21 protein-coding genes and 1 tRNA gene are annotated in these 24,186 nt (G+C 64.6%); 7 read left to right on the plus strand and 15 right to left on the minus strand.

The features are described from left to right. Positions 1-54: 54 nt before the first annotated feature. From AC5V87_RS11495 to AC5V87_RS11530, 8 genes are all read right to left on the minus strand, one after another. Positions 55-1,302, minus strand: coding sequence for a class I SAM-dependent RNA methyltransferase (locus AC5V87_RS11495; protein WP_495371022.1), 1,248 nt, complete (start codon positions 1,300-1,302; stop codon positions 55-57). Beyond that, positions 1,295-2,029, minus strand: coding sequence for a TlyA family RNA methyltransferase (locus AC5V87_RS11500; protein ID WP_495371023.1), 735 nt, complete (start codon positions 2,027-2,029; stop codon positions 1,295-1,297). The genes AC5V87_RS11495 and AC5V87_RS11500 overlap by 8 nt, the downstream gene beginning before the upstream one ends. Before the next feature lie 27 nt (positions 2,030-2,056). Next, entirely contained in the window at positions 2,057-2,611 is a 555-nt protein-coding gene (locus AC5V87_RS11505; RefSeq protein ID WP_456839948.1) for a nucleoside 2-deoxyribosyltransferase, read from the minus strand. Between the two features lie 87 nt (positions 2,612-2,698). Next, a complete protein-coding gene (dxs, locus tag AC5V87_RS11510) occupies positions 2,699-4,627 on the minus strand; it encodes a 1-deoxy-D-xylulose-5-phosphate synthase (protein ID WP_456839947.1) in 1,929 nt (642 codons plus the stop codon). A gap of 545 nt (positions 4,628-5,172) precedes the next feature. Beyond that, entirely contained in the window at positions 5,173-5,424 is a 252-nt protein-coding gene (locus tag AC5V87_RS11515) for an exodeoxyribonuclease VII small subunit (protein WP_008551229.1), read from the minus strand. A gap of 73 nt (positions 5,425-5,497) precedes the next feature. Beyond that, a complete protein-coding gene (locus AC5V87_RS11520; RefSeq protein ID WP_495371024.1) occupies positions 5,498-6,427 on the minus strand; it encodes a histone deacetylase family protein in 930 nt (309 codons plus the stop codon). A 127-nt stretch (positions 6,428-6,554) separates the two neighbouring features. Continuing rightward, entirely contained in the window at positions 6,555-8,210 is a 1,656-nt protein-coding gene (locus AC5V87_RS11525; RefSeq protein ID WP_495371025.1) for a bifunctional metallophosphatase/5'-nucleotidase, read from the minus strand. A gap of 276 nt (positions 8,211-8,486) precedes the next feature. Then, entirely contained in the window at positions 8,487-9,245 is a 759-nt protein-coding gene (locus tag AC5V87_RS11530; RefSeq protein WP_456839944.1) for an enoyl-CoA hydratase-related protein, read from the minus strand. 254 nt (positions 9,246-9,499) lie between these two features. Here AC5V87_RS11530 and AC5V87_RS11535 point away from each other — a divergent pair, with 254 nt between their 5' ends. Beyond that, the gene (locus tag AC5V87_RS11535; RefSeq protein ID WP_495371026.1) at positions 9,500-10,738 is read left to right on the plus strand and encodes an MFS transporter; all 1,239 of its coding nucleotides are present in this window, start codon (positions 9,500-9,502) and stop codon (positions 10,736-10,738) included. 215 nt (positions 10,739-10,953) lie between these two features. Here the strand turns inward: AC5V87_RS11535 and AC5V87_RS11540 are convergent, their stop codons facing one another. After that, positions 10,954-12,729, minus strand: coding sequence for an acyl-CoA dehydrogenase family protein (locus AC5V87_RS11540; RefSeq protein WP_495371027.1), 1,776 nt, complete (start codon positions 12,727-12,729; stop codon positions 10,954-10,956). Between the two features lie 257 nt (positions 12,730-12,986). Between AC5V87_RS11540 and AC5V87_RS11545 the strand changes: the two genes are divergently transcribed. Beyond that, positions 12,987-13,061: transfer RNA gene (locus tag AC5V87_RS11545), tRNA-Gln, on the plus strand. Positions 13,062-13,326: 265 nt separating this feature from the next. Here AC5V87_RS11545 and AC5V87_RS11550 read toward each other — a convergent pair. The 5 genes from AC5V87_RS11550 to AC5V87_RS11570 all read right to left on the minus strand — a co-directional run bounded on the left by AC5V87_RS11550 (position 13,327) and on the right by AC5V87_RS11570 (position 17,273). Further along, entirely contained in the window at positions 13,327-13,836 is a 510-nt protein-coding gene (locus tag AC5V87_RS11550) for an Lrp/AsnC family transcriptional regulator (RefSeq protein WP_495371028.1), read from the minus strand. A gap of 56 nt (positions 13,837-13,892) precedes the next feature. Continuing rightward, positions 13,893-14,057, minus strand: a complete 165-nt coding sequence (locus AC5V87_RS11555; RefSeq protein ID WP_495371029.1) for a hypothetical protein — start codon at positions 14,055-14,057, stop codon at positions 13,893-13,895. Between the two features lie 271 nt (positions 14,058-14,328). Beyond that, a complete protein-coding gene (locus tag AC5V87_RS11560; protein WP_495371030.1) occupies positions 14,329-15,144 on the minus strand; it encodes a MetQ/NlpA family ABC transporter substrate-binding protein in 816 nt (271 codons plus the stop codon). 38 nt (positions 15,145-15,182) lie between these two features. Further along, complete coding sequence (locus tag AC5V87_RS11565) at positions 15,183-16,526, minus strand: LLM class flavin-dependent oxidoreductase (RefSeq protein WP_495371031.1); 1,344 nt, start codon at positions 16,524-16,526, stop codon at positions 15,183-15,185. 45 nt (positions 16,527-16,571) lie between these two features. After that, complete coding sequence (locus tag AC5V87_RS11570; RefSeq protein ID WP_495371032.1) at positions 16,572-17,273, minus strand: class I SAM-dependent methyltransferase; 702 nt, start codon at positions 17,271-17,273, stop codon at positions 16,572-16,574. Positions 17,274-17,781: 508 nt separating this feature from the next. On the opposite strand from AC5V87_RS11570, the gene AC5V87_RS11575 reads away from it, so the two are divergent. The 5 genes from AC5V87_RS11575 to AC5V87_RS11595 all read left to right on the plus strand — a co-directional run bounded on the left by AC5V87_RS11575 (position 17,782) and on the right by AC5V87_RS11595 (position 23,245). Next, positions 17,782-19,221, plus strand: coding sequence for an FAD-dependent oxidoreductase (locus AC5V87_RS11575; protein WP_495371033.1), 1,440 nt, complete (start codon positions 17,782-17,784; stop codon positions 19,219-19,221). A gap of 301 nt (positions 19,222-19,522) precedes the next feature. Continuing rightward, positions 19,523-20,449 (plus strand): TauD/TfdA dioxygenase family protein, encoded by a 927-nt coding sequence (locus AC5V87_RS11580; RefSeq protein WP_495371034.1) that lies wholly within the window; start codon positions 19,523-19,525, stop codon positions 20,447-20,449. 21 nt (positions 20,450-20,470) lie between these two features. Continuing rightward, positions 20,471-21,529 carry an ABC transporter substrate-binding protein gene (locus AC5V87_RS11585; RefSeq protein ID WP_495371035.1) on the plus strand — a complete coding sequence of 353 codons (1,059 nt, stop codon included), beginning with the start codon at positions 20,471-20,473 and terminating at the stop codon, positions 21,527-21,529. Beyond that, complete coding sequence (locus tag AC5V87_RS11590; protein WP_495371036.1) at positions 21,526-22,386, plus strand: ABC transporter ATP-binding protein; 861 nt, start codon at positions 21,526-21,528, stop codon at positions 22,384-22,386. Before AC5V87_RS11585 ends, AC5V87_RS11590 begins: the two co-directional genes overlap by 4 nt. Next, on the plus strand, positions 22,379-23,245 hold the full coding sequence (locus tag AC5V87_RS11595; RefSeq protein WP_495371037.1) for an ABC transporter permease: 867 nt from the start codon (positions 22,379-22,381) through the stop codon (positions 23,243-23,245). Before AC5V87_RS11590 ends, AC5V87_RS11595 begins: the two co-directional genes overlap by 8 nt. Here the strand turns inward: AC5V87_RS11595 and epsC are convergent. Then, on the minus strand, positions 23,242-24,186 hold the full coding sequence (gene epsC, locus AC5V87_RS11600) for a serine O-acetyltransferase EpsC (RefSeq protein ID WP_495371038.1): 945 nt from the start codon (positions 24,184-24,186) through the stop codon (positions 23,242-23,244). The genes AC5V87_RS11595 and epsC overlap by 4 nt on opposite strands.

The following is a 24,186-nucleotide window of genomic DNA, read 5'->3' on the forward strand; positions in this document are numbered from 1 at the left end:
TGACCCGCAAAGTGTGCAGCGGTTTCCCGAAACGGTCATGCTCAAACGAAAAGACTATCGCGTGAACTTCGCGACCAGCTCCACATGCGGCGTGTGGCGGAACTGGTCCACCGGCACCACCGAGTCGATCTTGTAGCCACCGTCGATCAGGAGCCGCGCATCGCGGGCGAAGGTCGCGGTGTTGCAGGACACCGCGATTACCACAGGCACCTTGCTCGCGGCGAGCTTTAGCGCCTGGGCCTGCGCGCCCTGGCGCGGCGGATCGAACACGACGGCGTCGAACTCGCGGAGCTCTTGCGGCACCAGCGGACGGCGGAACAGGTCGCGCGGCTCGCACCTGATGGGCTTCAGGCCCGGCGTGCGCGCGGCTTTCGCGAGGGCGGCGATCGCGCCGGCGTCGTTGTCATAGGCGGTGACCCGCGCCTTCTCGGCGAGCCTCAATGCAAACGGCCCGACGCCGCAGAAGAGGTCGAGAACCTCCTTGGCCTTGCCGGCGCGTTCGGCGACGAGCGCGGCCAGTGTCTCTTCGCCCGCAACCGTCGCTTGCAGGAACGAGCCGGGCGGCAACGTCACGTCAGCGCGACCCATTTTCACGATCGGCGGCAGACGTTGCAGCACCAGCTCGCCATGCCGCGTCAGCCGCACCAGGCGATGCTGTTCGGCGACGCGCGACAGCGCGCTGACGATCGGTGTCGGCAGCGGGCCGGAGCCGCGCACGTCGACATCGAGGCCGTTGGCGGTCGCAGTGGCCTGGATGTCGAGCGGCTTCGTCACCGGCATCTTCGACGTCAGCGGCTCGGCAAGCGCCCAGGCGGCGTCGAGTGCGCCTTCGAGGCCGGGATCGAGGATCGGGCAGCGATTGATCGGGATGACGTCGTGCGAGCTCGCCGCCGAGAAGCCGACCATGAGCACGTCATGCGTGCCAAATCTTCCATGAAGCGTGACGCGCCGGCGGCCCGCGCCATGGGCATCGACCAGCGGCGCCACCTCGCAGGCGATGCCGGCCTGCGCCAGCGTCTCGACCACGATGCCGCGCTTCCAGGCGTGGTACGGCTCCGCCGCCCAATGCTGGATCGCACAGCCGCCGCAGACGCCGAAATGCGGACAGAACGGTTCGATGCGCTCGGGGCTGGCGACGTCCACCGCCAGCAGCTTGCGGCGATCAGGATGGTGGCCCGCGACGTGATCGACCTCGACGGTCTCGCCGCCAAGCGTGTAGGGCACGTAGATCGCATCGCCGGCGTCGAAGCAGACGCCATCGCCGCGATGGCCGACGTGATCAATCCTCACGCGCTCAACCACGGCGGGCGCCCAGGAAGAATTCGATATTGCCGTCGCCGCCCGCGATTGGGGAGGGGAACACTTCGATATCGGTGCAGCCGAGCGAAGCTGCGAACGCCACGATGTCGTCGCAGATCTCTTGATGCACGGCCGAGTCGCGGATGATGCCCTTCTTGTTGTGCTTCCGCTCGGCCTCGAATTGCGGCTTGATCAACGCCAGCAGGCTCATCGGCGCCGCCGCCAGCGACAGCGCCACGGGCAGCACGGTTTTCAGCGAGATGAAGCTGACGTCGATGACGACGATATCGGGCCGCGCCGGCAGCCGCTTGCCGTCATAGCTGCGAATATCCGTTTCCTCCATCGACACGATCTTGGGATGGCCGCGCAGCGAGGGATGCAGCTGGCTGGTGCCGACGTCGACGGCAAAGACGAGGCTCGCGCCGTTCGCCAGCAGCACTTCTGTAAACCCGCCGGTGGAGGCGCCGACGTCGAGGCAGACATGGTCCTCGATCTCGATCGGGTAGCGCTCCAGCGCGCCGGCGAGCTTGACACCGCCGCGCGAGACATAGGGATGCGCAGGCTCGGCCTGGATCACAGCATCCGCGGCGATCGTCTCCGACGGCTTCAAGACCTGCTTGTCATCGGCCGTGACGAGCCCGGCCTCGATGGCCGCGCGCGCCCGCGCCCGGCTCTCGAACAGGCCGCGCTCGACCAGCAGAACATCCGCGCGCTTGCGGGCAGGGGACAATCGACTCTCCAGGACCGGGCTTGTCGCTTATGTAGCGATCAATCGCGCGGCCGCCATCCGGACGCAAGTCTCGAACGCGGCGAGGTCATGCCAGGCGTCGATCGGCAGCTGCGCCGGCGTCACCAAGGGGCAGCCGTGCAGCTCCAGCGCATGGATCATCATGAGGTTGTCGGCGAGGCCAAAGTCCTCGACCGTCAGCCCCTCCGCGTCGACCAGACGTCCATCCGCGGAGGTGACATGGGCGAAGCGGCCGAGACGGTCGGCATAGGTGGCGGGATCGTTGGAATAGGCGAGACAGAACTTGCGCCGGCCGGCCATGTAGCCGAGCTCGTAGACCGTGCCGGGATCGGCCCCGGCGCCGCGGAACGGGGTGAGGTTGGCGATGATGGCATCGGCGCCGTCCATCATCGCTTCATTGCCGCAAAAAATCTGCCGCGAGGCGTCGGGCGCGGCGAGGTCGACGGCATTGTCGAGCGGATAGAGGCCGGTGATCCCGTGCGCCGCGCAGATCTCGACCTTGCGCCGGCCGATCTCAACCGCATCCGGCAGGAACACGTCGGGGCCTGCCAGGTAGATTTTCATGGGTGAGATCTGCCGATGCGAAGCGCGGTGCAACACCTCTCCCATCGGGAGAGGTGGGGGTGGGGGTGCAGCGTCTGTCGCGATGGCTTAGGCCAGCTTGACCGTCTCGGTCTTCACGTCCTTGCCGAGCGCCTCGAACACCTTGGCGACGATGCCCTTGGCGTCGAGGCCGGCGCGGGCGTACATCGCCGCCGGCGTGTCGTGGTCCTGGAACACGTCGGGCAGCACCATCGAGCGGAACTTGACCATGCCGCTGTCGAGCACGCCCTGATCGGTCAGGAACTGTGCGACATGCGAGCCGAAGCCGCCGATCGAGCCTTCCTCGATCGTGATCAGGATCTCGTGGTCGCGAGCGAGCTTGAGCACCAGCTCGGTGTCGAGCGGCTTCATGAAGCGCGCGTCCGCAATCGAGGTGGACAAGCCAAGCGCAGCGAGCTCGTCGGCCGCCTTTTCGCATTCGGCGAGGCGCGTGCCGAAGGAGAGCAGGGCAATCTTGCTGCCCTGGCGGATCATGCGGCCCTTGCCGATCTCGAGCGGAATGCCGACCTCCGGCATCTCGACGCCGCGGCCTTCGCCGCGCGGATAACGCACCGAGCTCGGACGGTCGTCGATCGCGACCTGGGTCGCCACCATGTGCACGAGCTCGGCTTCGTCCGCCGCGGCCATAATCACCATGTTGGGCAGACAGCCGAGATAGGCGTTGTCGAACGAGCCGGCATGGGTCGCACCGTCGGCACCGACGAGGCCGGCGCGGTCGATGGCGAAGCGCACGGGCAGGTTCTGGATCGCGACGTCGTGCACGATCTGGTCGTAGCCGCGCTGCAGGAAGGTCGAGTAAATCGCGCAGAACGGCTTGTAGCCTTCGGTCGCAAGGCCGGCGGCGAAGGTCACGGCGTGCTGCTCGGCGATACCGACGTCGAAGGTGCGGTCGGGGAACGCCTTGTTGAAGATGTCGACGCCCGTGCCCGACGGCATCGCCGCGGTGATGGCGACGATCTTGTCGTCCTTCTGCGCTTCCTTGACGAGGCTCTGGCCGAACACGTTCTGGTAGGCCGGCGCGTTCGGCTTGGCCTTCGCTTGCGTGCCGGTCGCGACGTCGAACTTGACGACGGCGTGGTACTTGTCGGCGGAGGCCTCCGCCGGGCCGTAGCCCTTGCCCTTTTGCGTGACGACGTGAACCAGGATCGGGCCGGTCTCCATGTCGCGCACGTTCTTCAGCACGGGCAGGAGGTGATCGAGATTGTGACCGTCGATCGGGCCGACGTAATAGAAGCCAAGCTCCTCGAACAGCGTGCCGCCGTCCATCATGAAGCCGCGGGAATATTCTTCGACGCGGTTGGCGCGGTTGGCGAGGATTTTTGGCAGGCGCTTGTTGATCTGCTTGGCCGCATCGCGCAGCGTGCGATAGGTCTTGCCGGAGTAGAGGCGCGACAGATAGGCGCTCATGGCTCCAACCGGAGGCGCGATCGACATGTCGTTGTCGTTGAGGATCACGATCAGGCGCGAGTTCATGGCACCGGCATTATTCATGGCCTCATAGGCCATGCCCGCCGACATCGCGCCGTCACCGATCACTGCAATAACGTTGTTCTTGCCGCCGGAGAGGTCGCGCGCGACGGCCATGCCGAGACCGGCCGAGATCGAGGTCGAGGAATGTGCGGCGCCGAACGGATCGTAATCGCTCTCGCTGCGCTTGGTGAAGCCGGAGAGGCCGCCGCCGGTGCGCAGCGTGCGGATGCGGTCGCGGCGGCCGGTGAGGATCTTGTGCGGATAGGCCTGATGGCCGACGTCCCAGATCAGCCGGTCGCGCGGCGTGTCGAAGACGTAGTGGATCGCAGTGGTGAGCTCGACCACGCCGAGGCCCGCGCCGAAGTGACCGCCGGTCACAGAGACGGCATCGATGGTCTCCTGCCGCAGCTCGTCGGCGACCTGGCGAACCTGCTCGACCTTGAGCTTGCGCAGGTCGTCCGGGGTCCGGATGGTGTCGAGAAGCGGCGTCTTACTGTATGCGTTCACGGCGATTTCCAATTTGTCAGCGCCGGAAGGTCGTTCCGGTGCGCGATGGGTTTGCACAATATCGGCGCAGCGCGAATCCTAAAACCGTCGGAGCCACCTGCCTGGGGCACGGCCCCGTCTTCAAGCTTAGGTGAGCTTAGGTGCGCTCCGGTTCAGTCTCTGTGATCCCTGTCACTTAGATCGGCTTCGTCCGTCCCAGCCAATTCATCAGCAGTTTGAAGCGCTTGTCGTCGGCAATCAGTGCCCACGCAAGGCTTGCAAAAAGCCACACTCCGCGCAGCTTTACACCAAAGCTTGGGCCAAAGCCAACCCGCCCCGCCGATTGCGGCCATGCAGCAGCACCCCGCGGGCGAGATTTGGTTAACCTTGGGCAGGGACTGGCGGTTCCTCCCTGCCTGCTTCGTTGGCAGTGCTTTTCGGTGAAAATATGGGACTTTCGGCCTGTTCGGGCCCGGTTCCAGCCGTCGAAGGCATTGGCCTCGGCGGGTTCCGCTGCTGGAACGGCCGCGGAGCCACCGTCAGAACTGAAATTGGGGGTGCCCGCCTTACTGCACGTCAAGGGGCGCAGTGCCGGTGGCCTGGCCGCTGGCATCAGTGGTGATCTTGTCGACGCGGGCTTCGGCCTGACGCAGCAGATCCTCGCAGCGGCGCTTCAGGGCTTCGCCGCGCTCGTAGATCGTCACGGATTCCTCGAGCGGCACCTTGCCGTCCTCGAGCCGCTTCACGATCGTTTCGAGTTCCTCGATCGCGCGCTCGAAGGTGAGCCTGGAGACGTCGATTTGGGTGTTTTCGGCCATATCCGTTTCCGATTGCCCGCTTCCTTTCCGTCAGAGAAAGCAAGGTTGTACGGGCTTAATGTGGCGATTGTCGTCAGGCGCCCATCAGGGCGCCGACATGCGCCGTAACAGATTCTTTCAATCCTTGCAGGTCATAGCCGCCCTCGAGCACGGAGACAATGCGCCCGCCGGCGGACTTGTCGGCAAGGTCCATCAGCTTGCGCGTGACCCAGGTGTAGTCCTCGGCGCGCAGGTTCAACGAAGCCAGCGGATCGCGGTAATGCGCGTCGAAGCCGGCGGAGATGATCAGCAGCTCTGGGCTGAATTTCTCCAGCCGCGGCAGGATCAGGCTCTCGAACGCGGAGCGGAATTCGGGACCGCCGTCCTCGGAAGCGAGCGGCGCGTTGACGATGGTGTCGTGATCGCCGCGCTCGCCCTTGGCGCCGGTACCCGGAAACAGCGGCATCTGGTGCGTCGAGCAGTACATCACGGTCGGGTCCGACCAGAAGATGTCCTGCGTGCCGTTGCCATGATGCACGTCGAAATCAACGATGGCCGCGCGCTTGATGCCGTATTTGCGCTGTGCATGGCGGGCGGCGATCGCGACATTGTCGAAGAAGCAGAAGCCCATCGGCTTGCCGATCTCGGCGTGGTGGCCGGGCGGCCGCACCGCGACGAAGGCGTTGCGGTGCTCGCCATTCATCACAGCTTCAGTCGCCGCCACCGCGCCGCCGACCCCGCGCATCACCGCTTCCCACGTGCCGGGCGACATCGAGGTGTCGCCGTCGATATAGACCTGGCCGCTGGTCGGCGCGATGTGGCGCAGCTCGGTGACGTAGTGCTCGTTGTGGCAGAGCGTGACGAGATCGAGATCGCCCTCCGGCGCCTGGTCGCGCACCAGGAACTGGAAGCGCTCATGCGACAGCGCTTCCTCCACCGCGCGCAGGCGATCGGGCCGTTCAGGATGTCCCGGCGGCGTGACGTGGTCGAGGCAGGCCTTATGGGAGAGGAGAAGCGTGCTCATCAGGTCGGCCTCATGGAATGCGGGCTCTCGACGTCGTTGGCGCATCCGGCGCCAAAACGCAATGCAAATCCCAATCTAGGTGTTCCCCGGGGAATGGCAAACTGTGGGCCAGTTCGTTTGATCCGGATCAATTCACCCGCAGGATGCGGGTCGGTGGCAGCGGGCCGATCGGCCCGTGCGCCCGGAAAAACGCGAACAGCGCGTCCGCATCATAGCCGCCATATTGCGGCGAGGTGCCCTGCTTGGCGACGGTAAAACCGTCGCCGCCGACCGCGAGGTAATCGTTGAGGGTGACGCGATAACCGGTGCCGGCCTCGATCGGCCTGCCGTTGAGCGTCATCTTGTCCGCCATCACGCGCTCGCCAAACGGTTTGGCCGCATCCCACGTGTAGCTGAACCCGTTCGACACTTGCAGGATCCGCGGCCGCTTCGGATCGAGCCATTGCTGCTCCAGCATGTCCTTGAGCTGGCTGCCCGTCAGCGTCATGGTGACGAGGCGGTTGCGGAACGGCTGGCTGGAGAACACGTCGCCGAAGGTGATCGCGCCGTTCTCCTTCGGCACCAAGTCGGTGCGGATGCCGCCGGGATTGGTGAGCGCGATGACGGCGCTGCCGTCCTTGGCGTCCTTGGTTGCGGCGAGCTGCGCGTCGGCGATGACGTCGCCGAGCGCGCTCTCGCCGGCCTCGTTCGGCACGCGCGACAGCGTCTGCGTCACCGATCCCGCGGGCCGGTTGGCGATTGGAGCTGCGAGCTTGTCATAGGCCTCGATCAGCGCGGTCTGCTCGGGGTCTTTCGCCAGCGAGGCGTTGGCGACGATGACGTTCTCGGCCTTGGCGCTCACGATGTCGCGCGTTGCGGGATCTAGCTTGAGATCGATCGCGGTGACCAGCGTGCCGTATTTGTCGCCGCTGGTGACGAGCCGTCCGTCGATGTCGCAGACATAGGCGCGGTGGGTGTGGCCACTGACGACGACGTCCACGGCGCGGTCGAATTTCTTGACGATGTCGACGATCGGCCCCGTGATCCCAGGGCATTCATTGTAGTCGCCCGAGGGCTCGCCGCCCTGGTGGATCAGCACCACGATGGCCTCGACGCCGCGCGCCTTCAGCTGCGGCACCAGCGCGTTCACCGTCTCGGCCTCGTCGCGGAATTCGAGCCCGGCAATGCCCGACGGCGAGACGATGCCCGCGGTCTCTTTCAACGTGAGGCCGATGAAGGCGACCGGGATGCCGTCGAACTCACGGATCTCGTAGGGCGGCAGCACGCTCTTGCCGGTCGCGGTCTCCACGGTGGAGGCGGCGAGATATTGGAATTTGGCGCCGGTGAACGGATGCGGCCCCTGGCAGCCGTCGAGCGGATGGCAGCCGCCGTTCTGCATCCGCAAGAGCTCGGTCTTGCCCTCGTCGAATTCGTGATTGCCGACCGATGTGATCGCGAGCCCCATCATCGAGAGTGCTTCGACCGTGGGCTCGTCGTGAAACATCGCCGACAGGAACGGGCTCGCTCCGATCAGATCGCCGGCGGCGACGAAGATCGTGTTCTTGTGCCCCTCGCGCAGCTGCTTGGCCAACGTCGCCATGTACTCGGCGCCGCCGGCGGCGACCATGACCTTCTTGCCCTTGTCCTCGGGATCATTAATCCGGATGCCGCCCGGCGGCGGCCGTAGATTGCCGTGAAAATCGTTGATGGCGAGAATGCGCAGCTCGACCGGCGCTGCGGTTTGCGCAGAGGCGGGCAGGGCGAAGCTGAGCGCGAGCGCGGCAAGGATGGATCGGTTTCGCATGGGACAAGACTAGTTGGTACGCGCGAAGATTTCACGAAACCTTTTGTTGAAGCACCGCGCGCGCCGCACGCTCCCACCCGCCCCTTGAGGGGGCGGGTCGGTTCGCATGGAATGCGAGCCGGGGAGGGGTGACAGACTATCCTCCACGCGGTGCGCGGGAGAGGGTTGGGGAGAGGGTGCGCAAGCGGGAGAGGGAGCCCAGTGCCGATGCCGCCGCATCGTGCAAGCCATGTGCGATTGCCCTGCCCCTCCGGGGGAGGGTGACAGCGCTTGCCTCTACCGCTTCTTCCTGTTCGCGAACGCGTTGAACGCGGCGACGGCTTCGTCCGACTTCAGCCGCTCGCCGAACAGATGGGCTTCCTGGTCGATGCGGCGGGTGAGCTGTTCGGGCGCAGCGCGCAGCAATCGGCGCGAGGTCGCGACTGCCTCGGCCGGCAGCTTGCAGATCTCGCGCGCCACCTTGCGGGCTTCCACCTCGGTGTGTCCCGGCGAGACCACGGTATTGACGAAGCCGGCGGCGAGCGCTTCGGCGGCGGTGAACGTCCGCCCCATCACCAGCATCGCAAACGCGCGCTGATAACCCATCGTGTTCGGCATCAGCAGGCTGGAGGCGCCGACCGGCACGAGTCCGAGGTGGATATAGGGCGCGGAGAAGGTCGCAGCATTCGAGGCCAGCACATAGTCGCAGTGGAACAGCATCACCGTGCCCATGCCGATCGAGGCACCGTCGACCGCCGCGATGACCGGCTTGACGTTGAGGGCGAGCGAGTAGAGGAATTTGGCGCCGTCCGACAGCGTCTCGGGACGCGAGGTATCGGCGTGCATGAAATCGTCGATGTCGTCGCCGGCGGTGAACACGCCGGAGCCGCCGGTGATGATCATGCAGCGGATGTCGGGATTGTTCTGCGCGGTGTCGATCGCGCGGCTCATCTCCCGGTACATGTCCTGCGTGATCGCGTTCTTCTTGCCCGGGCGGCGCAGGGTGATCACGCGTGTTCCGCGCTCTTCGGTGACGACGATATTGCCATTCGCCATAACAACCCCCTGGACTCGCCGCGACGCTGCTGGTGAGTCTCGCAAGCCTCAGCCTACATGATCTTGCAGGCGTGCCAATGCGGCAGCTCGACCTTTTCGCGAACGACCCCGCGAGGTCGGCGCATGGCGCCCGCCGCAGCGTGTCGCATGAGCCGTTGCGCATTGCAACAATCGGGTACAATGTTTCATTTGAAAAACCGTTGGTTGTGGGGCAGGGTTGCGCATGCCGTTCATTCTGGCCGATCGCTCGACCGATGATTGCCGCAGCGCAGGCTGACGAATCCTCGCTGCGTTATCGCGGCTGGCGCGTGGTGCTGGCCTGCTTCCTGATGGCTTTCTTCATGTTCGGCTTCGGCCTCTACGGCCAGGGCGTCTATCTTGCCGAGCTGCAGCGCGCCCATGGCTGGCCGGGCACGCTGGTCTCCGCCGCCAGCACCTTCTCGTTCCTGCTGACCTCCGTCCTCGTCATCTTCACCGACGATCTGCTCGCCCGTATCGGGCTGCGCGCGCTGATCCTGTGCGGCCTGTCGGCGCTCGGCGCTTCGACCGCGCTGCTGGCGCTGATGCAGGCGCCGTGGCAGCTCTATCTCGCTTATGCGCTGATGGCGGTCGGCTGGACCGGCATGGGCACCGTGGTGATCGCGACGGTGTTGAACGCCTGGTTCGAGCGGCGCCGCGGGCTCGCGCTCAGCCTCGCCTTCAACGGCGCCACCTGCGGCGGCATCATCCTCGTGCCGCTGCTGCTGTCGCTGACGAGCAGCATCGGCTTCCGCTCGGCGATGCTGGCGGCGACGATCGTGATGGGGGGGCTGGTGCTGCCGGTGGTCTTGCTCTTCATCGGCTGGCCCGCAGGGATGTCGACGGCCTCCGGCCGGCGTGCGGCCGCTGCGGGTATGGCCGCGCCGGCGCATTCGCGCAGAACGCTGCTCGCCAACGCCGCGTTCTGGACCATGGTGCTGCCGATCGCGATCGCGCTGCTGGCGCAGATGGGATTCATCATCCACCAGGTGACGTTCCTCGAGCCGCTGATCGGCCGTCACGCCGCGGGCCTTGCGGTCACCATCATGGCCGCGATGGCGGTGGTCGGCCGCCTGTCGCTCGGTCTGTTCGTCGACCGGCTCGATCCCAGGCTCGCCTGCGCCGCGTCGATGACGAGCCAGGCGGCGGCGCTGTTCGTGTTGTTGCAGACCACCAGCCCGACGGTGCTGCTGGTGTGCTGCGCCGTCTACGGCTTCTCGATCGGCAACATGATCACCTTCCCGCCGCTGATCATCCAGCGCGAGATCGGCTCCACCGCCTTCGCCGCCGCGATGGGATTGGGCACCTCGATCAGCGGCATCGTCAGCGCCTTCGGCCCCGGCATCGTCGGTCTGGTGCACAGCTTTACGGGCAATTACACGACAGCGTTTTCGATCTGCGTGATGCTGGATCTGGTGGCCGCGGGCATCGTGCTGTGGCGGCCGGGGAAAAGAGCCGAGATCGCTGCTTCGTAGGCTGCGTGGAGCGAAGTGTAATCCGGGACCATTGCATGCTCGTGGTACACGCGTCCGCACATTCGATGTCATCGCCCGACTTTGATCGGGCGATCCAGTACTCCGAGACCTCGGTCGTTTGTCGAGAGGCCGCGGTGTACTGGATTCCCCGCCTTCGCGGGGAATGACAGCGAGGAGGAGATGCCTCCGCACATCGCGGTCGGAGCGGAACTCGCCTACAACAACACCGCATCGGCCGCGGCGACCGAGGCCGCGCTCTCCGTCACGGTGCGCTCGAGCGCGCCGGCCTGCACGGCAATGTTCTCGGCGAAGAAGCGCGCCAGCGAGACGTGGCGCGGCGCATCGCCAAGGCCCTCGGCCTCCGCGGCGAGCGCTTCTGAGGCCAGCATGCAGCCGCCGAGCGTCGAACCGAACTGTTGCAGGTAAGGCGTTGCGCCGGCGAGGGCCTCGTTCGGTGCGGAGGTCACGCGCTCCAGCAGCCATTTGCTGGTGCGCGTCAGCGCCTCCAGCGCCTCGCGCAATTTCACGCCGGTGGTGCCGAAGGCGGGATCGTTGGAGGCCTCGACCTGCTTGACGGTCGCCGCGAGCTCGTCGAGAAGCGCCCACACCGCAGCGCCGCCATTCGCCGCGAGCTTGCGCGTCACGAGATCGATCGCCTGGATGCCGTTGGTGCCCTCATAGATCGGGGTGATGCGCGCATCGCGATAGTGCTGCGCGGCGCCAGTCTCCTCGATAAAACCCATGCCGCCATGCACTTGCACGCCGAGATAGGCCACCTCGTTGCCGATGTCTGTGGAATAGCCCTTGGCCATGGGCGTCAGCAGCGCCGCGCGCGCGGCGGCGTTGGCACGGACCTTGGGGTCCTTGGCGCGGATGGAGACGTCCAGCGCGACGGCGGTGGCATAGCAGATGGTGCGCGCGGCCGCGGTCTGCGCCCGCATCCGCATCAGCATGCGCTTGACGTCGGGATGCACGATGATCGGGTCCGAGCCGTCGCCTGTCTTGCCGACGGCGCGGCCCTGCTTGCGCTCCTGGGCATAGGCGAGGGCCTGCTGATAGGCGCGGTCGGCAATGCCGACACCCTCGAGACCAACGCCGAGGCGGGCCTGGTTCATCATCGTGAACATGCAGCGCATGCCCTGGTTCTCTTCACCGATCAGGAAACCGATCGCGCCGCCATGATCGCCCATGGTCATGGTGCAGGTCGGCGAGGCATGCATGCCGAGCTTGTGCTCGACGCCGGAGGCGAAGATGTCGTTGCGCTGCCCCAGCGAGCCGTCGGAATTGACCATGAATTTCGGCACCAGGAACAGCGAGATGCCCTTGGTACCGGCGGGCGCATCGGGCAGGCGCGCCAGCACGAAATGCACGATGTTGTCAGTCATGTCGTGCTCGCCATAGGTGATGAAGATCTTCGTCCCCTTGATGCGATAGGTGCCGTCCGCCTGCTTCTCGGCGCGGGTGCGCAGCGCGCCGACGTCGGAGCCGGCCTGCGCCTCAGTGAGCTGCATCGTGCCGGTCCATTCGCCGGTGACGAGCTTCTCGAGATAGATTGTCTTCAGCTCGTCGCTGCCATGCGCTTCCAGCGCCTCGATGGCGGACGCCGTCAGCAGCGGGCAGAGGCCGAAGGCGACGTTGGAGGCGCTCCAGATCTCGGTGCAGGCCGCGTTGATCGCGAGGGGCAGGCCTTGTCCGCCGAAATCCTCGGGCCCCGATACCGCGTTCCAGCCGCCGTCGGTCCAGCGCTTGTAGGCATCGGGCCAGCCCGGCGCGGTCGTGACCTTGCCGTCACTAAGCTTGATACCGTGCTCGTCGCCGATCTTGTTGAGCGGTGCCAGCACGTCGGTCGCGAACTTGCCGGCTTCCTCCAGCACGGCCGCGACGATGTCGGCGTCGAAATCGCCGTAATGGCCCGCTTCCACGGCGGCCTTCAGGCCGGCGCCATGGTTGAGCGACAGCAGCATGTCAGAAATCGGCGCGCGGTAGGTCATGGCTCACTCCCCGTGGACAGGTCTTCTCGATAGAACTTGGCGCCGTATTCCCATGAAACGGCTGAGGTCTCAATGGGCGGGAGTAGGGGGTCGGAACGGGGCGCCGCCCGGTCCTTTAATAGAGTGTGGCGCGGCCGCCCCCGGGGATGGTATTTTGCCCCTCCAGGCGGTTGAAATGCCGCGCCGCTCCCTATAGACCGGCTGCGACCGAACGGAATCTGCGGTAGCCCGTGCCTCCGCCGGTCCCGGTCGCCAGTTGGGGCGTAGCCAAGCGGTAAGGCAGCGGATTTTGATTCCGCCATTCGGAGGTTCGATCCCTCCCGCCCCAGCCAGAGCCTAAACTGCTGAGTTCGCTGTATAAGCAGCTCCATTCCCACGAAGCCTTCTGGCGCGTTTGGAAAGAGTTTCCTTCCGCTTTCGTCCCAATATAGACCCCCGACGCCCACTCAAGCAGTTCTGCTGCAACCTCATCGTAGAATCGAGGACGGCGGCGAACAAATCGGACAACTGGTAGGCATTACGCATGTGTACGCCATGGCACCGTGCCGTAGTTCGCCCAGCCATACGCTTGGCGTTGAGTCGCTTCCCACTGTCGCTCTAGTCCGCCACCGCTGCTGGCACCGGTAGCGCCGTGATCGACTTGATCTTCTCCATCGCGAACCGCGAGGTGACGTTCTTGAGCGGGACGGCGTGGATCAGCTTCTTGTAGAACACGTCATAGCTCGGCATGTCCGGAATGACGACGCGCAGCATGTAGTCGACGTCGCCGGCCATGCGGTAGAATTCCATCACCTCGGGCATGGCGCTGACCGCTGCGGCGAAACGCTTCAGCCAGGCATCGGAGTGATCCGAGCTTTCCACCGAGACGAACACCGAAAGGCCGAGGCCGATCTTGTTCTGGTCGACCAGCGCAACGCGCTTCAGGATCACGCCATCGGCCTCCAGCCGCTGGATGCGCTTCCAGCAGGGCGTGGAGGACAGGCCGACCCGGTCGCCGATTTCGGCCACCGAGAGGGAGGCGTCTTCCTGAAGCACCGTCAGGATCTTGCGGTCGATGGCATCGAGGCGGCGGCCAGTCTCGGCGAGCTGCAACGCAGCGTCGGTCATTGTCTGATTACCTTTGTGTCAGTGGGGAGCTTGGGGCCGGCGCTTGCGCAGAGTTCTCAGCCGTGAGGTCCGAACAGGAAGATCTCGTAAAGGTCGTCCTGATGGCCGCCTGGTTCATCGTTCGGGCCGCCCGCCTGCGGCCGCAGTGAGCGCTGGAACCATTCGCGTGCCTGTTCGAGCCAGCTGGCGATGAATGAATGCAGCGAGACGATGTAGCTCATGTTCACTCCGGACAACATTGTAGGGCGAGAACCCGGCAAGGCTATCACGGGCGACAAGACGTTGAACATCGCCTGGCTTTGGTGACGATCAGTTTGGTTGGATCGCACTGAAGCTGTCATCTGTCCGAGCAGAAAATTCCATGGCGACGTTTCGTAAGGAACGATTTTCATGCGGTACACCGGGCGCGGGAGCGTTGAATCAGTCATTCGTGAGGAGCGCGAGCACCTCGACGTACCGCAGGTGGTGCATGGAACCGGCGCTGCGATCCCATCACTTCATGTAGTCGGGCAAGGTGAAGCCGTCATAGAAGTGATCGGCCTTGATCGCCGTTTTGAACGTCGAGGACTTGTAGCCAGCGACGATGTCCTGAGCCCATTCGGCAATTGCGTTGGCCTTCTTTACCGCGAGCACGTTGATATAGGGCGTCGTCATCTTCTCCAGCGCGAAGGCGTTCGTCAGCTTCAGCCCGCTGAAAATCGCGAAATTGCCCTGGATGGCGGCGAAGTCGACGTCGTCGAGCGCTCGCGGCGCCTGTGCGGCCTCGAGCGGGACCAGCTTGATGCCGCCGGGATTCTTGATGACATCGAGCTCGGTGACGTCGACCGGCTTGCTGTCGCGAATCTCGATCAGGCCGAGATCGCGCAGCACCCACAGCGCACGCTGGAGGTTGACCGGATCGTTCGGCACCGCAACGCTGGAGCCTGGCTTGATCGGCGTGCCCAGCGGGTGCTTCTTCGAATAAAGGCCCATCGGGGGCGTCGGGACGTGGACGATGCCGACGAGATCCGTCTTCTGCCGCTCGTTGTAGGATTCGAGGAAGACCGTGTGTTGCATCACATTGGCATCGATCTCGGACTTGAACACCGCGTTGTTGGCTTCAAGGCCGGTCGAGAATTCCACGTACCGGATCTTGTAGCCTTTCTGCGTCAACTCGGGCGCGACGCCGATCTTGAATTCATCGATGTACGGCCCCGGCACGAAACCGACCCGCAGCTCGGGCTTGGCGGGTTGCTGGGCCATGGAGCTTTCGGCGGCGAGCGGGGAGAGAGCCAAGAGGCTGGAGAGCAGAAACAACGCGGTCTTCATGTCTTCTTACGATTTTCCAGTTTGGAGGGAGAGAGGTGTCAGGCAATCGCCTTGACCTCGTTGGAGTAGATGCTGGCGGGGCGGGCGAGGCCGTAATGCTCGCGCAGCGTCGTGCCGGTGTAATCCTCGCGGAACAGGCCGCGCTTGCGCAGGATCGGGACGACCTGCTCGGCAAAGGCATCGAAGCCGCCGGGTAGCCAGGGCGGCATCACGTTGAAGCCGTCGGCCGCGCCGCTCTCGAACCAGGCCTGGATGTTGTCGGCGATCTTTTCCGGCGGGCCGGCAATGACCCAATGGCCGCGCGCGCCGGCCAGGCGCTGGACCAGCTGACGGATCGTCGGCTTCTCGCGATCGACGATGTCGACCACCAGCTTGAAACGGCTGGCGACACCGCGCGCACTCGCGGTGTCGATCAGATGGCGTGGCACGGGACCGTCGAGATCGTAGCCGGTGAGATCGACGCCGATCATCTGGCGCAGCTGCGTCAGCGAATATTCCGGCTGGATCAGCTCATTGAATTCGTCCTGCAGGCGATCGGCCTCGGCCTGCGTGCTGCCGATGAAGGGGCTGATGCCGGGCAGGATCTTGATCTGATCCGGGCTGCGATCGAACTGGCGCGCTTGCTTCTTGATATCGGCGTAGAACTCCTGGGCACTGGCGAGCGTCTGATGCGCGGTGAAGATGGCTTCAGCGAATTGCGCAGCAAAGGCGCGGCCGTCATCCGAGGAGCCGGCCTGCACGTAGACCGGCCGCCCTTGCGGCGACCGCGGGATGTTGAGCGGTCCGCGCACGCGGAAATGTTTGCCGATATGCTTGATGGCGTGGATCTTGGCAGTCTCGGCAAAGACGCCGGAGGAGGGGTCGTTGACCACAGCATCGTCCTCCCAGCTATCCCAAAGTCGGGTGACGACGTCCAGATATTCGCGCGCTCGCTCGTAGCGCTCGTGATGCGGTGGGTGCTCGGGCAATCCAAAATTCTGCGCCGCCTGCGGGCTGCTCGTGGTGACGATGTTCCAGCCGGCGCGGCCGTTGCTGAAATGGTCGAGCGAGGCGAACTGGCGGGCCAGATTGTAGGGCTCGGTGTACGTCGTGGAGGCGGTGCCGATCAGGCCGATCCGCGTGGTCGCGCCGGCGATCGCCGTCAGCAGCGTGATCGGATCGAAGCGGAAGCGCTGGGCATAGCGGACATTGTCGGCGAGCGCCGGACCGTCGGCGAAGAACACGGCATCGAACTTGTGGGCTTCGGCACGCTGCGCGAGCTCTTGATAGTAGCCGATATCGAGGACGCGTCCCGTCGCCGAGCCCTTGTAGCGCCAGGCCGCCTCGTGATGGCCGTCGGGATAGATGAAGAGGTTCAGAACAAGCTGTCGTGGGTTGCTCATGGTTCGAATATCCAGATGCGAGGGCCGGGAAGGAAGCCGGGCCGGCTAGGAGACGGAAGGGATGGCTTGCGATCCCGGCTTCCGGGCGAACGCGAAACGCAGATATCGTTTGAGACGCAGCCCCTCCGGCGTGCGCCTCGTCTCGACCAGCGCGGCAAAGGCCGTGTCGATCGTTGCCCGTTCCGCTTGCGAAAAGTCGCCGAGGAAATTGCCGAATGCGCTGGCTTCGGACCAGCCGAGCACCGAATTCACGTCACCGTGGAAATCGACGAGCGAGCGCAGGTCACTTCTGTAGTCGGCAAAACCCGCCTCGGCGAACAGCGCCTTGAGCTCTTCATCGGTGGCCCCGAGCACGCGGTTGGACTCGCTGCTTCTCTCGCCGAAGCCGGCCTGTTCGATGGCCTGGCGGAGCAGGGTGCGTGACTCGTGAGGTTTGGTCGGATCCTGCACATTCAGCCCGATCCGGCCGCCCGGCTTGAGGACGCGTTCGATCTCGCGCAGCGCCTGCCGCTTGTCCGCGATCCAGTGGAAGACGCTGTTGAGGTAGACGGCGTCGAATTCCGCAGGCCTAAAGCGCGAAAGGTCCTCGGCGCGGCCGACATCGAAGCTCAGCGTTTGCGATGCGCGCAGGCGCGCGATGGCGATCCGGTTCTCCAGGGGGTCGATGCCGATCACGCGGCCGGCGGGTCCGACAAGTCCCGCGACGAATTCGGTCAGGCGGCCGGTGCCGGCGCCGATATCGAGCACGTGATCACCGGACTTGAGAGCCAGCGGTCCGATGAGGAATTTGCCATGGTGAAACTGGAGGATGCCCGCCTGCTCGTAGGTGCGTGCAAGCTCGGGCGTGTCCCGTTCGAGGCTGATGACGCCGGCGGTCGACATCGTGCTTTCCAAAATCTCCAACGCGCCGTCGAGACGGCTTGATCGAGACGAACTCTATGTCGTCGGGGCGAGAAAAGTCGATGAAATGGATTTGCGTTGTTCGGCGCGAGGCGAGCATGAATCTAGCGGCGGGAGCGCATTCAAGAGATGATGTCGCGAACCGATCATCTCGATTGAAGGCGACCTGGCAAGCGAATGTCTCGTTGCCCGTTCTGGCTCGCTCCGCGCCGTCGACGCAAATCTTTCAACGCGCGGCGACCCCGCGGTGAGTTCGTTGTTCGGGTCGCTAAACAAAACCGAATCCATTTCATTGACTGAGCGTCGCTGACTTCTACGATTTGATCGCATCTCCGCTGACAAATCCGGGTGCAACATGTTTCAATCTGATATCGACGCCGCAGCTCGCGAGACCTTGCGCCTGATTGGTCCCGACCCGGAGAACTGGGTCCCGGATCGTCACGGGGTCGACCACAACGTCGCCATCGTCGGGGGCGGGCAATCCGGAAGCGCGTTCGCCTTTGCATTGCGCCGTGCCGGCATCGGCAGGGTCACGGTGATCGATGCGGCGCAGGATGCGGCGTCGACCGGCCCATGGCTCAGCAGCGCGCGGATGCACAAGCTGCGGACGCCGAAAAACCTGCCTGGACCTGAGCTTGGTCTTCCGGGACTGAGTTTTCAGGCCTGGTATGAGGCCCGCCATGGCGCAGTCGCATATGAAGCGATCGATCGCATTTCTCGCGTGGATTGGGCGGCTTATCTTGACTGGTATCGCAAGACGCTTGGCATTGAGGTGCGCTATCGGACGAAGCTTCTCCGCATCGAGCCGGCGTCGGATCACTTGCGGCTTCATCTTGACGTCGCCGGCGAGGCAAGGACCGAGACCGCGCGCAAGGTCATCCTCGCCAGCGGTTTTCCAAGCAACGGTGGTCCGTCCGTTCCCGATGTGCTGTCGCGCAATCTGCCAAAGCAGCTTTACGCGCACACATTGGAGGCGATCGATTTCGGCAAGCTGCGCGACAAATCGGTCGCGGTGCTGGGCAGCGCGGCCTCCGCGTTCGATGCGGCGGCGGTCGCGCTCGAAGCGGGAGCCAGGGAGGTGCATCTTTTCGCACGCCGCGACAGGATTGCGTCGGAGCCCGTGATCAGGACGCGCGGATATCCGGGGGCGTATGACAATCATGGGGCGCTCCCGGACGCGGTCCGCTGGCATCAGGCCATCCGCTTCCGTCGCGCCGGATCGACGCCGCCGCCCGACGCCATCGCGCGGGCGGTCAAGTTTCCCAACTTCAACCTTCATCTGGCGGCACCGTGGACGTCAGCAAAGCCGTTCGGGCGGCGGTTGCTTGCAACCACGCCGCAAGGCGACATCGCGTTCGATTTCGTCATCGCCGGGACGGGCTATCAGGTCGATCTCGCCAAGCGTCCGGAGCTCGCCGGTTTCGCCGACGAGATCCTGCTATGGCGCGACCGCTATTCTCCGGCAGCGGACGAGCACGATGATTCCCTGGGCGCGCATCCTTATCTTGGCGCAGGGCACGAATTCCTGGAGAAGGAGCCGGGCCAGGCGCCCTACTTGCGGAACATCCACGTGTTCAATCCTGCGGCATTCGTCAGCTTCGGCCTGCCGATTGGCGACGTGCCGAGTTTCAAGCGCGACATTCCGGGCGTCGTCGCGCGCATCAGCAGGGATCTGTTCCTCGACGACCTTGCGGCGCATGAGACCCGGATCAACGGGCCGATCGCCGGCGACTTCGAGCCGTCACTCTATGCGTCGGCCGTCTGGCGCTCGCCAAATGTCGTCGCAGCGGAATAGAGCAGAAGCGAAGGTCGCAACTGAAGACGCCATGACCGTGGATGCGTCTGTTTCTCAACTGCAGCGAACTTTGGAAGCTATTTCCGAAGTCCCTGAGTTAGCATCATCTGACTGAACAAGAGGCTGCATTGCTGCAGCTTCCACGGAAAGGTCCCGCCAGATCGGGATTGCCGCCAGAGCAGACGGCAGTCCCGCAAGAGGATCGATCGCCACATCACTGTCTTTCACTCCGCCGTCGCAGCAGCGATCGGCGCACGGCGGAGCCTTGTCCAAATGGATCGCGGTCTCGGGGGAAGATGACATGACTGACGGAATCACCATCGACAACGTCATTCCGTGTTCGGATATCGTCAAACGGTCGGCGCGTATCGGCGCCGAAATCCGGAACATCAAGCTTTCCGGCGATCTGCCGGATCGGACGATTGCGGCGATCAACCAGGTGCTGCTTGAGCACAAGGTCATCTTCTTCCGTGACCAGAATCATCTCGACGATGCCGAGCAGGAGCGTTTTGCCCATCGGCTCGGCAAGCTGGTGCCGCATCCGACGGTCGGCGCCACCAAGGGCACGGCCTCGATCCTCGAACTCGACTCCGCGCGCGGAGGCGGCCGCGCCGACCAGTGGCACACCGACGTCACGTTCGTCGATGCCTATCCGAAGATCTCGATTCTACGCGGCGTCGTGATTCCCGAGTTCGGCGGCGACACGATCTGGTCGAATACGGCGACGTCCTATCTCGATCTGCCGGCGCCGCTGCGCAAGCTCGCGGACGAGCTCTGGGCGGTGCACAGCAATGCCTATGATTATGCGGTCAAGACTCGCGCGAGCGAAGCCGACCGCAAGCAATTCGAAGAGGTTTTCACGGCGACCGTCTATGAGACCGAGCATCCCGTCGTTCGGGTGCATCCCGAAACCGGCGAGCGCACGTTGGTGCTGGGCAACTTCGTCCAGCGCTTCGTCGGACTGTCGAAATACGACAGCCAAAAGCTGTTCGACCTGTTCCAGTCCCACATCACCGCGCCGGAGAACACGGTGCGCTGGAACTGGCGGCAAGGGGACGTGGTGATCTGGGACAACCGCGCGACCCAGCATTACGCCGTGAACGATTATGGCGACCAGCACCGCGTGGTCCGGCGCGCCACCATCGATGGCGAGGTCCCTGTCAGCATCGACGGCCGCAGCAGCGTGACTCGCGTCAAGGCGACGAAGCCGCAGGCGAAAGCCGCCTGAGGCGAGCAAGGAGAGAACACAATGAAGATCACCATCGCAGCGCTGCGCCACCTGGTTGCCGGCCTACGGACAAGAGGCCGGCAACTCGCGCTGGCCGGCTTTGGGCTGACGGCTCTCGCCGGGAGCGCCCTGGCCGAGCCGCAGCTCGAAAAGACCGAGATCCGCTATCAGGGCTGGGCCGGGCAGGTCACCTTCATCGAGCTGGCCGACGATCTCGGCTATCTCGCGCCGCTCAAGCTCAAATGGGTCGGCAACACCATCAGCGGCCCGCAGGACATCCAGACAGTCGTCACCGGCGACATCGATATCGGTGGCGCGTTCTACGGCGCCATCATCAAGCTGATCGCCGCCAAGGCGCCGATCAAGGCGGTGGTGGGCTACTATGGATCTGACGAGAACACCTACAACGGCTACTATGTGAAGGAGGATAGCCCCATCAAGACCGCGCGCGACCTGATCGGAAAGAAGGTCGCGGTTAACACGCTCGGGGCTCACCTCGAATTTGTGTTGCGCGAGTACCTCGCCCGCAACGGCCTGACGCCGGCGGAGGCAAAACAGGTGACGCTGGTCGCGATCCCGCCTGTCACCGGCGAGCAGGCGTTGCGGCAGGGGCAGGTCGAGGTCACCACGCTGAACGGTATTCTGCGCGACAAGGCGCTTGAACGCGGCGGCATCCGCAGGCTGTTTGCAGACACGGACATCTTCGGGAACTTCACCGGCGGGTCCTACGTGTTGCGGGACAAGTTCATCAAGGAGAATCCCAATACTTCCCGCAAGCTGATCGAGGGCGTGTCCCGTGCCATCGCCTGGGCGCAGGCGACGCCGCCGGAGCAGGTCCGCGCTCGCTTCGAACGCATCATTGCCGAGCGCAAGCGTAATGAGGACGCAACGCCGATCAAGTACTGGAAAAGCACCGGCGTGGCGACAAAAGGCGGCGTGATCGGCGATGCCGAACTTCAGGTGTGGATCGACTGGCTGGTCAAGGACGGCTTGCTGAAGCAGGACCAGCTCAAGCCGTCGGACCTCTACACCAACGAGTTCAACTATTTCCGCCCTGGCAAGACCGCGGAGGCCAAATGACCTTGGCCAAGATCCGCTTCGAGCATGTGCGCAAGGAATTCCTGGTTCGCGGCAAGGATGGCGGGCCGGCGCAGAGCTTCACCGCACTCGACGATATCACGCTGGACGTTCGCGCCGGCGAATTCCTGGCGCTGGTCGGGCCGAGCGGCTGCGGCAAGTCGACCTTGCTGGATCTGCTCGGCGGCCTGACGGCGCCGAGCAGCGGTCGCATCCTGCTCGATGGCAATGTCATCGAGGGACCTGCGCGCGACCGCGGCATCGTGTTTCAGCAATACGCGCTGTTTCCCTGGCGTACGGCCGCACAGAATATCGAGTTCGGGCTGGATATCGCCGGCCTGAAAGCCAGGGAGCGGCGGGAGAGGGCGCTGCACTATCTCGATCTCGTCGGTCTGTCAGGCTTCGCCGACCGCTACCCTCATGAGCTTTCTGGCGGCATGAAGCAGCGGGTCGCGATCGCCCGTAGCCTTGCCTACGACCCCGAGGTTCTGCTGATGGACGAGCCGTTCGCGGCGCTCGATGCACAGACGCGAGAGACGCTGCAAGGCGAGCTGTTGCGGATCTGGCGTAGCACCGGGAAGACCATCCTGTTCATCACGCACGGCATCGACGAGGCCGTCGTGCTCGGCCAGCGCGTGGCGGTGATGACCTCGCGCCCGGGCCGCATCAAGCAGATCGTCGACATTCCCGCCGAGCTACACAGTGAGACTGATGACGTCCGCTCATTGCCGCAGTTCGGGCAGGTCAGACACGAAGTGTGGTCCTTGCTGCGCGATGAAGTGTTGAGGGCACAGGGCTCACAGGTACCAGCGCCGGATGGCGAGCGTGCAGCGAGAGCGAAGGAGTTGGCGCATGTCTAATCTGGAGCTTCTGACGCTGCTCGAACTCGCCGAGGGAAGCCCAAAGGATCGGGCGAGGCAACGCGCCGGCGCACTCGCTGCGGCGACGGGCAGCCTTGCGCGGTGGTCCGGCGCCATAGGACAGCGGTCGCTGCTGGTGCTGCTGTTCCTGGCCGTTTGGGAAATCGTGCCGCGGCTGGGGCTGGTGGACGTGACGTTCCTGCCACCGTTCTCGGAGGTCATCGCGGCAGGCTGGCAGCTGGCCCAGTCGGGCGAGCTCTATGATGATGTCACCGCAAGCCTGCTGCGCGCACTGAGCGGCTTCCTGATCGCGGTTACGGTGGTGGTACCGCTGGGATTGGTCACTGGATGGTACGCCCGGCTTGGCGACCTCCTGAATCAGATCATCGAGATCGCGCGCAACACGGCGCCGCTGGCGCTGCTGCCGGTCTTCATCCTGCTGCTAGGGATCGGCGAGCTCTCGAAGGTCACCATGGTGGTCTACAGCTGCGCCTGGCCGCTGCTGCTCAATACGATCTCGGCCGTTCGCCAGGTCGATCCGCTCCTGATCAAGTCCGCACGGACAATGGGTGCGACACCAAGCCAGTTGTTCCGGAAAGTGATCCTGCCGGCGTCGCTGCCGACGATCTTCGTCGGCATTCGGCTGGCAAGCGCCTCCGCGATGCTGGTGTTGGTCGCATCCGAGATGGTCGGGGCGAAGTCCGGGCTCGGCTATCTCATCATCAACAGCCAGTACAGCTTCCTGATCCCACAGATGTATTTCGGTATCCTCGGAATCACCGTGATCGGCCTCACCTTCAACGCCATCCTCGAGGCGCTGGAGCGCCGGCTGATGCGCTGGAAGGCGCCGGCGACCTAACCCTGCTTGTTGCGGGCGGTGGCCTGCGTCACGATGCTGTTCGGCGGCACGTCCTGGGTCACCCAGACGTTGCCGCCGATGGTCGAGCCTCGGCCGATCGTGATCCGTCCGAGGATGGTGGCGCCGGCATAGATCACGACGTCATCGTCAACGATCGGATGCCGGGCGTCGCCCTTGATCAGATGGCCGTCCTCGTCGGTCGGGAAATGGCGTGCGCCCAGTGTCACGGCCTGGTAGATGCGGACATTGTCGCCGATGATGGCAGTCTCGCCGATGACCACCCCGGTGCCGTGGTCGATGAAGAAGCCGGACCCGATGCTCGCGCCCGGATGAATGTCGATGCCGGTCCTTGTGTGGGCGATCTCCGCCACCAATCGCGCAACCAGCCGCGCGCCGAGCTGATGGAGAATGTGGGCCAGCCGGTGGTGGATGATCGCAGTCATGCCGGGATAGCCGATCAGGATCTCCGGAAAGTTCCGTGCTGCAGGGTCCCCGACAAAGGCGGCGCGGAGATCGCTGATAATCAGCCCGCGCACGTCCGGGAGCTGCGAGGCGAACCGGCGTGTCAGCTCGATCGCATCCTCACGTCGGAAGCCGGCCGTGAGTTCGTCACCGATGAAGAGCGCGGCACGGTGGATCTGGTCGCACAAGCCGTCGAGCGCTACGCTGAGGCGGTTACCGACGAAATAGTCGATGTTCTCGCCGTCGAGGTCGAATTGGCCGTAATGGCGTGGGAATAGCGCTTCGGTCAGGCCATCCAGGATCGCTTGAAGGGCCTCGCGCGACGGTGCCCGGCGAGCCTCGCCATCCCGGCGGATGCTGTGGGTCTCCTCCCGGGAGACGCGGAGTGCGGCAACGAGTTGCTCAAGCTGCCAGCGCTTCTGCGTCGAGCTATCGGAACTCCGATCGCCCGACGGGTCGCGGGGGAGTTCGTGCTTCAT

The sequence above is a fragment of the Bradyrhizobium sp. SOJA106 genome (genome assembly GCF_059448745.1).